Source organism: Stenotrophomonas sp. TWI700 (genome assembly GCF_039673645.1).
Taxonomy (GTDB): domain Bacteria; phylum Pseudomonadota; class Gammaproteobacteria; order Xanthomonadales; family Xanthomonadaceae; genus Stenotrophomonas; species Stenotrophomonas maltophilia_AA.
Window position 1 is genome coordinate 1 of record NZ_JBDJMB010000007.1, and the last position, 13,741, is coordinate 13,741.

At 67.8% G+C, this 13,741-nt stretch carries 8 protein-coding genes; 4 read left to right on the forward strand and 4 right to left on the reverse strand.

What is annotated here, in order from left to right; genetic code table 11:
* Positions 1 to 118: 118 nt before the first annotated feature.
* From ABE473_RS07395 to ABE473_RS07410, 4 genes are all read right to left on the reverse strand, one after another.
* Positions 119 to 2,188 carry a TonB-dependent receptor gene (locus ABE473_RS07395; RefSeq protein ID WP_346489008.1) on the reverse strand — a complete coding sequence of 690 codons (2,070 nt, stop codon included), beginning with the start codon at positions 2,186 to 2,188 and terminating at the stop codon, positions 119 to 121.
* 214 nt (positions 2,189 to 2,402) lie between these two features.
* The gene (locus ABE473_RS07400) at positions 2,403 to 5,528 is read right to left on the reverse strand and encodes an efflux RND transporter permease subunit (RefSeq protein WP_346489009.1); all 3,126 of its coding nucleotides are present in this window, start codon (positions 5,526 to 5,528) and stop codon (positions 2,403 to 2,405) included.
* Between the two features lie 34 nt (positions 5,529 to 5,562).
* Entirely contained in the window at positions 5,563 to 8,802 is a 3,240-nt protein-coding gene (locus tag ABE473_RS07405; protein WP_346489010.1) for an efflux RND transporter permease subunit, read from the reverse strand.
* 88 nt (positions 8,803 to 8,890) lie between these two features.
* Entirely contained in the window at positions 8,891 to 10,129 is a 1,239-nt protein-coding gene (locus ABE473_RS07410) for an efflux RND transporter periplasmic adaptor subunit (RefSeq protein ID WP_346489011.1), read from the reverse strand.
* Positions 10,130 to 10,361: 232 nt separating this feature from the next.
* On the opposite strand from ABE473_RS07410, the gene ABE473_RS07415 reads away from it, so the two are divergent.
* From ABE473_RS07415 to ABE473_RS07430, 4 genes are all read left to right on the forward strand, one after another.
* Positions 10,362 to 11,693, forward strand: coding sequence for a M20 family metallopeptidase (locus ABE473_RS07415; protein WP_346489012.1), 1,332 nt, complete (start codon positions 10,362 to 10,364; stop codon positions 11,691 to 11,693).
* A gap of 170 nt (positions 11,694 to 11,863) precedes the next feature.
* Positions 11,864 to 12,682: an NADPH-dependent 7-cyano-7-deazaguanine reductase QueF gene (gene queF, locus ABE473_RS07420; protein WP_346489013.1), complete on the forward strand. Its 819-nt coding sequence runs from the start codon at positions 11,864 to 11,866 to the stop codon at positions 12,680 to 12,682.
* A 127-nt stretch (positions 12,683 to 12,809) separates the two neighbouring features.
* A complete protein-coding gene (locus ABE473_RS07425; protein WP_070426094.1) occupies positions 12,810 to 13,103 on the forward strand; it encodes a LysM peptidoglycan-binding domain-containing protein in 294 nt (97 codons plus the stop codon).
* Positions 13,104 to 13,142: 39 nt separating this feature from the next.
* Positions 13,143 to 13,646 carry a hypothetical protein gene (locus ABE473_RS07430; RefSeq protein WP_346489014.1) on the forward strand — a complete coding sequence of 168 codons (504 nt, stop codon included), beginning with the start codon at positions 13,143 to 13,145 and terminating at the stop codon, positions 13,644 to 13,646.
* Positions 13,647 to 13,741: the final 95 nt, after the last annotated feature.

The window sequence follows — 13,741 nt, forward strand, 5'->3', positions numbered from 1 at the left end:
GGGGGTGCGGGGGCCCCCTACCCCGCCGCGGGGAGGGCCGGCCGCTGGCCGGCATGGTCGGGCGCCCGGCATGGGGGGGCGCCGCCCCGCGGCGGGCACTACCTGTGGGTTTTCCGGCTTACATGTCGAAGCGCACGCTTACCGCAAAGGTCCGTGGCAGGCCCACGCCTGCATTGGACCAGTACGTCCGGTTGGCGAGGTTCTCCACGCCGGCGCGCCAGGTGACGGGGTGACCGGCGGCCTGCATGCGGTAACCCACGCCGGCGTTGACCAGCGTGTAGTCGGGCAGCTTGAGGGTGTTGTCGGCGTCGTAGTAGACGTCGCCGTAGTAGCGGGCCAGTGCATACACGCTCAGCCCCTCGACCTGCCGGACGCTGTAATCGGCATGCAGCACGCCCTGCCAGCGGGCGGCGCCGGCGGTACGGTTGCCTTCCTGGGCCGCGCTGCCCGGGGAGAGCTTGTCGTAGGTCGGGTCCAGCCAGGTGACGCCGCCGCCGAGGGTGAACGCATCGGTCAGGCGCACGTCGGCGCTGGCTTCCACGCCTTCGTACAGGGTGATGCCGTCCTGCACCAGCCGCTTGCCGGCGGAGGTGATCAGATCGATGTTCGCGCCACGCTCCAATCGGAAGGCGGCCGCATTCGCGCTCCAGCGCGGGTACTCGATCTTGGCGCCGATCTCATACTGCTTGCTGATGGTCGGGTCGAGCACGTCACCGGCGTTGATGTAGTCGCTGCCCACGCGGCTGCCGGCTTCCAGCGATTCGACGTAGCTGGCATACAGCGTCACCGCATCGGCCGGCTTGTACATCAGGGCGTAGGTCGGGGTGACCGGATAGGTGTGGTACGCGCCCTTGTTCTCGAAGTCGTTGTAGCGCGCACCGGCCAGCAGCGACCAGCCATCGGCGAAGCTGACGGTGTCGCTGACGAACACCGCCTGCTGCACGGTCTCGCTGCCGCGCGTCAGCACGCGGGAGCCCACCGCGTCGTGGCGCAGGGTCGGGCGCTGGTAGATGTTGCCGCGGCCGAGGGTGTTCCATTCGGACGGGCGGTCCCAGCCCAGCCCGGTCTGGTGGGAGACACCGGCAACGACCTGGTGCGACAGCAGGCCGGTCTGGAAGCGGCCCTGCACGAGGGCCTGGGCCAGCTTCCACTCGCTCTTGCCGCCGAGCTCGTAGGTGTTGACGTCGTAATCGCCGTTGACGTCATCGATGTAGGCGAAGATCTTGTTGACGTCGTTCCAGGAGGTGGTCACGCCATAGCTCAGGCTGGCCTTCCAGTCGCTGTTGATCTGCCAGTCCAGGGCGGTGGAGAGCAGGCTGGAGCGGGTGTCGTAGTAGCTGCCGTCGATGCTGTTGTCGATGTCGCCCGCAAGCGGACGCGGCAGCCCGGTCAGCCCGATGAAGTAGTACTGCGGGGATTCGTTGCCGAGATCGCGCGACTGGAACACGCCATCGAAGGTCCAGGTGAGGCGGTCGCTCAGGCGCGCATCCAGCGACAGCGCACCAACCTTGCGGTCCACGTCGCCACCGTTGAAGGTCTCGCCCTTCTCCTGGTAGGCATTGAAGCGGTAGCCGAACATGTCCTCGTTGCCGAAGCGCCCGCCCACATCGACCTGGCCGCTGACGATGCCGGCCTCGCGCCAGCCCAGCTGCGCCGACAGCGTGGTGACCTCGGTGGGCTTTTTGGTGACGTAGTTGACGATGCCGCCGGGCTGGCCGAAGCCGTACATGAAACCGCCGGGACCCTTCAGCAGTTCCACCTGCTCCATGACTTCCAGTGGCCACTCGGTGCCCCACGAGGACACCTGCAGGCCGTTGACGCGGTAGCTGTCGTAGCTCAGGTCGATGCCGCGGTTGCGGATCGGCGAGCTCCAGCCGCTGGCATAGGCGCTGACCTGGGTGACCACCGAGGGGTCGGTCAGGAAGGCCTCGCCGAGCGAGACCACTTGGCGCTTCTCGATGTCCTCGCGGCCGACTACCGAGATCGCGAACGGGGTGTCGCGCACGGCGCGGTCACCCAGGGCGCCGGTGTCGGTGTGGGTGCGCTCGGCGGTGACCTTGATGGCATCCAGGTCGGTGGCGGAGCGCACCCGGGCGCCGCCGTCGGGCGCGGACTGGGCATGGGTGGCGCAGGCGAGCGACAGCGCAACGGCCAACGTGGCCAGGCGGGGCAGGGAGGACGACAGCATCGATGGGTTCCTTGGCGGACAGCACAACGCCGTCCGCGATCTACAGAGGGCGGGGGAGGGTCGATGGCTGGATCGCGCAGGCTGGCCGGGAACCGGCAGCGGGGGCATCGCAGAGGGCGATGCAGGACCGTGGCTGGATGAGAATTGTTGTCGTTTTGTTACGTGGCGTCAAACCGAGGGGCAACGACCTGGTGTACCGACCAACGGTCGGTACCTACCGGGCGATGGCGCTGCGCTTCAGGGCCCGCTTCTCGCGGCGCCGCGCCCGCCGGGCCACCCAGCGCTCGCGCAGGCACGAGAAGATCACGTACAGCGCCGGGGTGCTGAGCAGGGTCAGGCTCTGCGAGAACAGCAGGCCACCGATCATCGCGATGCCCAGCGGGCGGCGCAGCTCGGAGCCTTCGCCGAGGCCGATCGCCAGCGGCACCGCCGCCAGGATCGCCACCATGCTGGTCATCATGATCGGGCGGAAGCGCACGATGCTCGCTTCGCGTGCGGCTTCCAGCGGGCTCTTGCCGTGCTCGCGCTGCGCCACCACCGCGAAGTCGATCATCATGATCGCGTTCTTCTTGACGATGCCGATCAGCAGCACCAGCGCGATCATCGAGATCACCGACAGCTCGGTGTTGGTGCCGTACAGCGCCAGCAGCGCGCCGACGCCCGCCGCCGGCAGCGTGGAGAGGATGGTGACCGGATGGATCAGGCTCTCGTAGAGCATGCCCAGCACCAGGTAGACGGTGATGATCGCCGCCATCACCAGGATCAGCATCGCCATCGGGTCCGAATCGAAGCCGAAGCCGGCGTTCTCCGCCAGGCGGATATCGCCGGGCATGCGCATGCCGTTGACCGTGCTGTCGATGATGGCCTTGGCCTCGCCCATGCTGGTGCCGGGGGCGAGGTTGTAGCTCAGCTCCATCGTGGTGTACTGGTTTTCGTGGGTGATCTGCGACGGGGCCAGCCCCGGCACCTGTTCGGCCACGGCGGTGATCGGCACCATCTCGCCATTGCCGGCACGCACATGGATCTGGTCCAGCGCCCCCGGTGTCGCGGTCTGGTCGGGCAGGGCGTTGACCACCACGCTGTACTGGTTGATGTCCGAGTAGATCGTGGAAATCTGGCGCTGGCCGAAGGCGCCGTACAGCGCGCCGTCGATCGCACCGACCGACACGCCCAGGCGCGCCGCCTTGGCGCGGTCGATCACGATGTTCTGGCGCAGGCCGGCGGCGTCCACGTCGGTGCCGACGTCGGCCAGCTTCGGGTTCTTCTTCAGTGCGGCCTGCAGCTTGGGCAGCCACTCCTGCAGCTGGGCCAGGTCGTTGCCCTGCAGCGAGACGCGGTACTGCGCGCCCTGGCTGGCGCCACCGCCATCATTGCTGGGCAGGTCCTGGATCGCGCGCAGCCGCAGCTGCAGGTCGGGATAGCGGTCGGCCTTTGCGCTCAGGCGGGCCAGGGCCTGCGCGGTGGTCTCGCGGCGGCCGTCCTTGCGCGACTTCAGTTCGACGTTGAACTGCGCGCTGGAGCCCTGTCGGCCACTGCCCAGGCGCACGCCCACGGTCTTCACCGCCGGGTCGGCCATCAGCATGTCGGTGATGCGGCGCTGGCGGTTGACCATGTCTTCGAAGGAGACGGTCGCGCTGGAATTCGCGCGGCCCCAGATCAGGCCGGTGTCCTGGGCCGGGAACGCGCCCTTCTTGACCGCACCGAACAGGAACACCGTCGCACCGATCAGCAGCAGCGGGGTCAGCGACAGCAGCAGCGCATGGCGCAGCGAGAAGTCCAGCAGCTTCACGTAGATGCGCAGCATGCGGTCGTGGCCGGCATCGAGCAGGCGGCCGAAGCGGCTCGGTGCGCCGCCATCGGCATGCGCACTCAGGAAGCGGCTGCACAGCGCGGGCGTCAGGGTCAGCGAGATGACCATCGAGACCACGATGGCCGCGACCAGGGTCACGGTGAACTCGCGGAAGAACGCACCCATCATGCCTTCGGCGAACAGCAGCGGGATGAACACCGCCACCAGCGAGGCGGTGATCGATACGATGGTGAAGCCGATCTCGCGCGCGCCGGTGAGGGCGGCCTGCATGCGCGTCATGCCCTCGTCGAGGTGGCGCATGATGTTCTCGATCACCACGATCGCATCATCGACCACGAAGCCGATCGCGATCACCAGCGCCAGCAGGCTCAGGTTGTTCAGGGTGAAGCCCAGCACGTACATCACCAGGGCCGCGCCGGCCAGCGACAGCGGCACGGTCACCGCGGCGATCAGGGTCGGGGCCAGCCGGCGCAGGAACAGCGCCATGGTCAGCACCACCATCGCCAGTGCGATCAGCAGGGTGATCTGCACTTCATGCAGCGAGGAGCGGATGGTCGGGGTACGGTCGAAATACGGGGTGAGCGTGGTGCCCGGCTGCAGGTAGTCGCGCAGGGTCGGGATCTGCGCCTTCACCCGGTCCACGGTCTCCACGATATTGGCGCCGGCGCGGGTGAACACGTACATCACCACCGCCGGTTTGTGGTTGAACCACGCGGCCTGGTAGGCGTCCTGCTGCCCGTCGTAGACATTGGCGATGTCCTGCAGGCGGATCACCCGGCCATCGTCGGCGGTCTTGATCACCAGCTGGGCGAAATCGGCCGCGCGCGCGACGGAGTCGTTGGCGATGATCGCGGTGGTGGTGTTGCCATCGGTGAGGAAGCCGGTCGGCGAGGTCACGTTGGCCGCGCGCACGGCGTTGCGCAGGTCATCGGCGGTCAGGCCGAGCGCGTTCATCAGGCGCAGGTTGACGTCCACGCGCACGGCCGGCGTGGAGGCCCCGGCGATATCCACCGAGGACACGCCGGTGATCTGGCGGATGCGCTGGGCCAGCAGCGAATCGGCCACGTTGTAGAGGTCGTCGGCCGACTGCGTTTCCGAGGTCAGGGCGATCGCGATGACCGGGTCGTCGTTCGGGTTCGCCTTCTGGAACATCGGCGTGCCCAGCCCGGCGGGCAGGTCGGACTGCGCCGAGTTGATCGCGGTCTGCACGTCCAGCGCGGCCGAATCGATGTCGCGGTCGCTCTGGAAGATCATGAAGACCAGCGAGCTGCCTTCCGAGCTGGACGAGCGCATGCGGTCGATGCCCGGGAGCTGGCCGAGGTGGCGCTCCAGCGGCGCGGTCACCGTGGAGGCCATCGTCGTGGCATCCGCGCCGGCCTGGTTGGCATGCACGAAGATCACCGGGATCTGGATGTTCGGCAGCGCCGACACGCCCAGCTGCAGGTAGCAGATCACACCCACCACGAACAGGCCGATGGCCAGCAGGGCGGTGCCGATCGGGCGGCGGATGAACGGACCGGAGATGTTCATCGAACGCCTCCGCAGCGGTCTGCGGTGCTCATCATCACGCCTGCGGCTCCCGCACCGGGTCATGGCCGTGGCGCAGCGCGCGCTGTTCGCGCCGCTGGCGCAGGCGCTCGGAGAAGCGTTCCATGTACAGGTAGATCACCGGCGTGGTGTACAGCGTGACCAGCTGCGACAGCAGCAGGCCGCCGACGATGGCGATGCCGAGCGGCCGGCGCAGTTCCGAGCCGATGCCGGTGCCCAGCGCCAGCGGCAATGCACCGAGCATCGCGGCAGCGGTGGTCATCATGATCGGGCGGAAACGCAGCAGGCAGGCACGACGGATCGCTTCATGCGCGTTGGCCCCGGTGCGGCGGGCCTCGATCGCGAAGTCGACCATCATGATGCCGTTCTTCTTGACGATGCCGATCAGCAGCACGATGCCGACGATGCCGTCCACCGACAGCGGCAGCCCGCACACCATCAGCGCCAGCAGCGCGCCGACACCGGCCGGGGGCAGGGTGGAGATGATGGTGAAGGGGTGGATATAGCTCTCATACAGCACGCCCAGCACGATGTAGATCAGCACCAGCGAGGCCAGCAGCAGCCACACCACGTCGGTCTGGCTGCCGGTGAACTCGGCGGCCTTGCCGATGAACTGCGCATGCACCTGCGAGGGCATGTCCAGGCTGGCCTTGGTCTCTTCGATCGCCTTCACCGCATCGGACAGCGAGTAGCCGGGCGCGATGTTGAACGACACCGTGACCGCCGGCAGCTGCTGCTGGTGGCTGACCACCAGCGGGGTGCTGGTGACCCGGCCTTCGGCCAGCGCGGCCAGCGGGATGATGTTGCCGGCGCCGACCGGGATGCCGGTGTTCTGCGCGCCGATGCCGGTGGCGGTGGACGAGTTGGACGAGGTCACCTGGCCGAAGTTGGTCGCATTGCTGCCGGTCAGTGCGCCGGCGCCGTTGGAGGCGACCGCCAGCTGGTTCATCAGCGCGGTGCTGGTGCGGAACTCGGGCGCCACTTCCAGCACCACGCGGTACTGGTTGAGCTCGGTGAAGATGGTCGAGATCTGGCGCTGGCCGAAGGCGTCGTACAGCGTGTCGTCGATGGTCTGCATCGGCACGCCGAGCACGCTGGCCTTGTCGCGGTCGATGGTCAGCTCGAGCGCGCGGCCCTGGTTGGACAGGTTGTTGTCCACGTCGGCCAGTTCCGGGCGCTGGCGCAGCGCCTCGGTCATCCGCGTGGCCTGCAGCGCGACCTGGGCGCTGTCCACGTCCGACAGCGAATACTGGTACTCGGTGGCGGCCACGCGGGTATCCAGGGTGACGTCCTGCACCGGCTTGAGGTACAGCGCCACACCGGGGATACCGGCCACGGCCTTCTGCAGGCGCGGAAGGATTTCATCCAGCCCGTCGCGGTCGCCGCGCTCCTTCAGCACGATCGACAGCTGGCCCTGGTTGAGCGTGGGGTTCATGGTGCCGGCGCCGATGAAGGCCGACACGCCAGTCACCGCCGGGTCGCCGCGCAGCGCTTCGGCCACGGCCTTGGTGCGCTGCTCCATCTGCGGGAAGGCGATGTTCTGGTCGGCCTGGACCACGCCGGTGATCAGGCCGGTGTCCTGCTCGGGCAGCAGGCCCTTGGGGATCACGATGTAGAGCACCACGGTCAGCACCAGTGCGCCGGCGGCGACGGCCAGGGTCAGCGGCTGATGCTCGAGCACCCAGTCCAGGCTGCGTTCGTACACGCCGACGGTGCGCGACCACACGGTGGTCTTGCCGGCCGCGGCCGCCCGCTCGTGCGCGTCTTCGCCTTCGGGCAGCGCATCGGGCTTGAGCAGGTAGGCGCACATCATCGGGGTGAGCGTCAGCGAGATCAGCATCGACAGCGTCACCGCGATGCTCAGCACCCAGGCGAATTCGTGGAACAACCGGCCGGTGACACCGGGCATCAGCAGCAGCGGCAGGAACACCGCCACCAGCGAGATGGTCAGCGAGAGCACGGTGAAGCCGATCTGCTGCGCACCGATCTCGGCCGCTTCGGGTCCGCTTTTGCCCTGTTCGATGTAACGCACGACGTTCTCGATCATCACGATCGCATCGTCGACCACGAAGCCGGTGGCCACCACCAGCGCCATCAGCGAGAGGTTGTCCAGCGACATGCCGGCGAATGCCATCACGCCGAAGGTGCCGGCCAGCGACAGCGGCACCGCCACCGAGGGAATGATGGTCGCCCACAGGCGGCGCAGGAACACGAAGATCACCGCGACCACCAGGCCGATGGTGAGGATCAGGGTGAACTGCACCTCATGCACCGAGGCGCGGATGGTCTCGGTCCGGTCGTTGAAGATCTCCAGGTGCACGTCGGCCGGCAGCACGTTCTGCAGCTGCGGCAGCAGCGCACGGATGCGCTCGACGGTCTGCACGATGTTGGCGCCGGGCTGGCGGCGCACTTCCAGCAGCACCGCCGGCTTGCCATCGGCCCATGCGGCCAGCTGGTCGTTCTCCACGCCGTCGACCACGTTGGCCACGTCGGACAGGCGTACCGGGCGGCTGTTCTTGTAGCTGATGATGGTGTCGCGGTACTCGGCGGCGCTGGTCAGCTGGTCGTTGGTGCCGATCGAGTAGGACTGGGTCTTGCCGTTGAGCGAGCCCTTGGGCGCGTTGACGTTGGCTTGGGTCAGCGCGCTGCGCAGGTCTTCCAGGGTCAGGCCCATGTTGGACAGCTGCGCCGGATTGACCTGGATGCGCACGGCCGGGCGCACGTTGCCGGCGATGGAGACCAGGCCCACGCCCTGCACCTGCGACAGGCGCTGGGCGAGGATGGAGTCGGCGTAGTTGTTGACGTCGCGCAGCGGGCGCGTGTCGGAGGTGAGCTTGAGGGTGACGATCGCCGCGTCGGCCGGATTCACCCGGTTGTAGACCGGCTGGTAGGGCAGCGAGGAGGGCAGGGTGGCCTGGCGGATCGCGGCCTGCACGTCCTGCGCGGCGATGTCGATGTCGCGGTCCATCGAGAACTGCAGGATGATCGTGGACAGCCCCGCCGATGAATCGGAGGTCATGATCTCCAGCCCGGAGATCTGCCCGAACTGGCGCTCCAGCGGCGTGGTCACCAGCGAGGCCATGGTGACCGCGTTGGCGCCGGGGTACTGGGTGGTCACCACCAGGCTCGGCGCATCGATCTCGGGCAGCGCCGACACCGGCAGCTGGCGGTAGCCGAGGATGCCGAGCAGCAGCAGGCCCGCCATCAGCAGCGAAGTGGCGATCGGGCGGCGGATGAAAATCGTCGAAAAGCCCACGGGCGGGTCCTTGCTGGTGCGTCGTGCTGCGGTGGATCAGGCGAACGCCGGCAGGTGCGCGGGCGTCAGGAACGTGGGGTGGGCGCGATCAGCGCGGACCGCCGCCGCGGCGTCCACCGCCACCCTGCTGCTGGGCGGCCTTGAGCTCGGCTTCGGTCGGTGCGGCCGGGGTTTCGCCCGGCTTGAGCGCGGTGACCTTGGCGCCCGGCTTGAGCCGGAACTGGCCTTCGCTCACGACCCGCTCGCCGCCCTTCAGGCCCTCGGTGATCTGCACCTGGCTGTCGCCGACTTCCACGCCGCTCTTGACCGTCTGCATGGCCACGGTGCTGTCCGGCTTGACGATATAGACGTACTCGCCATCCGGGCCGCGCATCACCGCCTGGGTCGGGATCACCACGCCGCCGGCGATGGTGCGCAGCTGCATGCGGACGTTGACGAACTGGCCCGGCCACAGCGAATTGTCGTCGTTGTCGAACAGGGCGCGCGCGCGGAAGGTGCCGCTGTCGCTGCTGATCTGGTTGTCGACCACGTCGAGCTTGCCGCCATCGGTGAGCACGTGCGCATCGTTGCGATCCAGCGCGGCGATATCCACCGCGCCGGCGGCCTGGGCTTGGCGCACGGCCGGCAGCTGGCGCTCGGGCAGGTTGAACACCACGTGGATCGGATGGATCTGGGTCAGCGTCACCAGCGCGGTGCCGGCGCTGACGATGTTGCCGGCATCGACCGCGCGGATACCGGCGATGCCGGAGATCGGCGCGGTGACGCGGGTGTACTGCAGCTGCACCTGGGCGGCGCGCATGCTGGCCTCGTTGGCGGCCACGGCACTCTCGAACTGGGCGACCTGGTTGCGCTGGGTGTCCAGGTCGGTCTTGGCCACGTACTGGCGGTACTCGGCCGAATTGGAGCGCTGGTAGTTGGAGCGCGCGGTGGCGAGCTGGGCCTGGTTCTGGCGCTTGGCCGCCGCGGCTTCATCAAAGCTGGCCTGCAGGGTGCGCGGATCGATCTGCGCGAGCAGGTCGCCCTTCTTCACTTCCTGGCCTTCCTTGAAGTTCAGGCTGATCAGCTGGCCGCCCACCTGCGGGCTCACCGTGACGGTATTCATCGCCGCGACCGTGCCCAGCGCGCTGGCATAGACCGGTACGTCCTGGCGGACCGCATCGATCACCGTGACCGGCACCGGGCCTGCATTGGCCGGATCACCGCCCTGGCGCCCTTCGGCTGCCGGACCCGCCGCGTCCCCCTTCTTGCCACCCATCAGGCGCACGCCGACAACGGCAACCACCAGCACTGCGACCACCAGCAGCACGATCTTCCAGAAACGCGACATTCAATAACTCCTGAGGGGGCTGGCGGAGGGCGGGGGGCCCCGGTTGGCTAGGCGCAAAGCATACCCGTCGCCCGTGGGCTTTCATGCATGACGGATGGGACGGGCGATCAGACCGGATGTGACGGGTGAGGTTCCCTCCATGAACGTCTGCCGGGGCAGAAAGTTACAGCGTGATCGGCGCCGATGCCCTACATTCAGGTTCGACCGCCGTCCTGACCCGTGGAGACCCTCAATGCCCCGTCTGTCGCTGTTGATGTCCGCCCTGCTGCTGGCTGCCCCCGGCCTGGCCGCCGCCGCCCCTGCCGAACGCCCGGAAGTGGCCGCCGCCGCGACCCGCCTGAAGGCCCAGGTGATCGACTGGCGCCGCGACTTCCACCAGCACCCGGAGCTGTCCAACCGCGAAGAACGCACCTCGACCAAGGTCGCCGAACGCCTGCGCGCGATGGGCCTGAAGCCGCAGACCGGCATCGCCCACCACGGCGTGGTGGCCATCATCAAGGGCGGCAAGCCCGGCCCGCGGATCGCCCTGCGCGCGGACATGGACGCGCTGCCGGTGACCGAGCAGACCGGCCTGCCGTTCGCCTCCAAGGCCACCAGCACCTACCGCGGCGAGACCGTCGGGGTGATGCACGCCTGCGGCCACGACGCCCACACTGCCACCCTGCTGGGCGTGGCCGATGCGCTGGTGAAGATGCGCGCGAACCTGCCGGGCGAAGTGATGCTGATCTTCCAGCCCGCCGAGGAAGGCGCGCCGCCGCCGGAAGAGGGCGGTGCGGCGTTGATGCTCAAGGAAGGCCTGTTCAAGGACTTCAAGCCGGAGGCGGTGTTCGGCCTGCATGTGTTCTCCAGCGTGCCGGCCGGCCAGATCGCGGTGCGCGGCGGCCCGCTGATGGCGGCGTCGGATCGTTTCGGGATCAAGGTGATCGGCCGCCAGACCCATGGCTCGGCGCCGTGGAACGGGGTGGACCCGATCGTGGCCACGGCCGACCTGGTCGGCACCGTGCAGACCATCGTCAGCCGCCGCGCCAACCTGTCCAAGCAGCCTGCCGTGGTGACCTTCGGCGCGATCAAGGGCGGCATCCGCTACAACATCATCCCCGATGAAGTGGAGATGGTCGGCACCATCCGGACCTTCGACGAGGGCATGCGCCAGCAGATCTTCGCCGACCTGCGCAACGTGGCCGATCACACTGCCGCTGCCCATGGCGCCAAGGCGGAAACCGAGATCTACGAGGCCGAGGGCAACCCGGCCACGGTCAACGATCCGGCACTGACCGCGCGGATGCTGCCGAGCCTGCAGGCCGTGGTGGGCGAGGGCAACGTCTACGAGCCGCCGCTGCAGATGGGCGCGGAGGACTTCTCGCTGTACGCCCAACAGGTGCCCGGCATGTTCTTCTTCGTGGGCTCGACCAGCGAAGGGATCGATCCCGCCAACGCGCCGGCCAATCATTCGCCGAAGTTCCTGCTCGATGAGAAGGCGCTGGACGTGGGCCTGCGCGCGCTGCTGCAGGTGAGTCTGGATTATCTGAATGGGACGCCGGCTGCGGCGCCTGGCGCAGGCTGAAGTCAGCGGACGGCTGGTAGACGGTGGGTCCCGGCCGTTGGCCGGGGCGAAAACCGGCACGGGCGGGAGGGTTCCGGTCCTCCCGCCGACCGGGAACGCCATCACCCGGTCGCCGTGGCCGTTCGTTTTCGCCGCCGGACGCCGCGCGCCTGCCGGCGTAAAATGGCGGCATGAATACCCCCCAGGACTCCAGCCTCGGTCGCGAGGTGGCTTACCCGTCGCAGTACGATTCCGGCCTGCTCTTTCCCATCCCGCGCCGTGGCGCCCGCGAGGAGATCGGCCTGGACGAGGCGGCACTGCCGTTCGTCGGCCATGACCGCTGGCAAGCCTATGAGCTGAGCTGGCTGGACGGTCTCGGCAAGCCGCGCGTGGCGGTGGCCACGGTCAGCGTGCCGTGCACCTCGCCGAACCTGATCGAATCCAAGTCGTTCAAGCTCTACCTCAACTCCCTCAACAGCACGCGTTTCGACGATGACGCTGCCGCACGGCTGTGCATCACCCGCGACCTGTCGGCCTGTGCCGGCGCGGTGGTGACGGTGGTGTTCGGCGTGCCGCCGCTGGTGGAAGACGCCGAGGGCGAGTCACTGGACGAACGCGATGTCGCCATCGAACGCTACGGCCCGCCCGCACCGGAATTCCTGTTCGCCGACGCGGATGAGGTGGTGACCGAGACGTTGAGCTCGGCCCTGCTGAAGTCCAACTGCCCGGTCACCGGTCAGCCGGACTGGGCCAGCGTCAGCGTGCGCTACCGCGGCCCGAAGATCGACCGCGATGGCCTGCTCAAGTACCTGATCAGCTACCGCGAACACGCCGAATTCCACGAGCAGTGCGTGGAGCGGATCTTCAGCGAGATCACCCAGCGCTGCCAGCCGCAGTGGCTGGAAGTGGAAGCGCGCTACACCCGCCGCGGTGGCCTGGACATCAACCCGTGGCGGGCCAGCCCGGGCATCGCCGCCCCGGCGCGCACCGTGCGCGACCTGCGGCAGTAGGCATCGACCGTTGGTCGATGCGCCCCGTCTGTCAGGTTCGGCGCGTCTTCACATCCACGCCATGCCCCATTAACAAGGGCTGTGACACCGTGCCTCCCATGTCGTCAATCAAGACGGGAGTGTATGGATGAGTACCGATAAGAAAGTCGACTTTTCCGGTGTCAGCGCCAGCGTTGATACCACCGCGCAGAAAGTCGATCAGGTTGATTTCTCGGGCGTGACCGCCTCGGTGGATACCACCGCGGAGAAGGTCGGAGGCACCTACACGGTGCAGAAGGGCGATTCGCTCTCGAAGATCGCCAAGCAGGAACTGGGCGATGCCAATGCGTGGAAGCGCATCTTCGAGGCCAACCGCGACGTGCTGGACGACCCGGACAAAATCCAGCCGGGCCAGACCCTCAAACTGCCGCCTAAAGCCTGATCCGCTGCACTGCCCACCATCTCACAGGGAGCAACCTCCATGAAGAAGTCGTCCATCAGTACTGCCGTTCTCGCCGCGCTTCTGGCCACCGTGGCCTTGGCCGGCTGCAAGAAGAAAGAAGACACCGCCGACAACAACGCACAGCCGGCAGCGACCACGCCTGCCGCCCCGGCCCCGATGACCGAAGCCGCCCCGCAGCCGATGACCGCTGCAACCGGTGTGATGGTCTCCGCGGTCACCGTCGGCAAGACCGCCGCGGCGGACAAGACGGTCACTTCGGCCGCGCTGTTCGCGCCGAAGGACGACATCATCGTCTCCGTCCGTACCGATGGCAGCGCCAACAACGCCAACCTGGCGGCCAAGCTGACCTTCCAGAACGGTCAGGTCGCCGGTGAGCAGAACCAGGTGGTCAATACCACCGGTGCCGAAACCACCAACATCTCCTTCAAGAATGCCAACGGCTGGCCGGCGGGCAAGTACCGCGCGGAAGTCATGGTGGATGGTAAGGCGGCTGGATCGCCGCAGGAGTTCGAGGTCAAGTAAGCCCAGGCGCCGACTCTCTCCCGGCAACAGGCTCACGATGGACGCAGCCGCGAGGCTGCGTCTTTTTTATGGGCGCCTGCCGGACCACAGCGTTC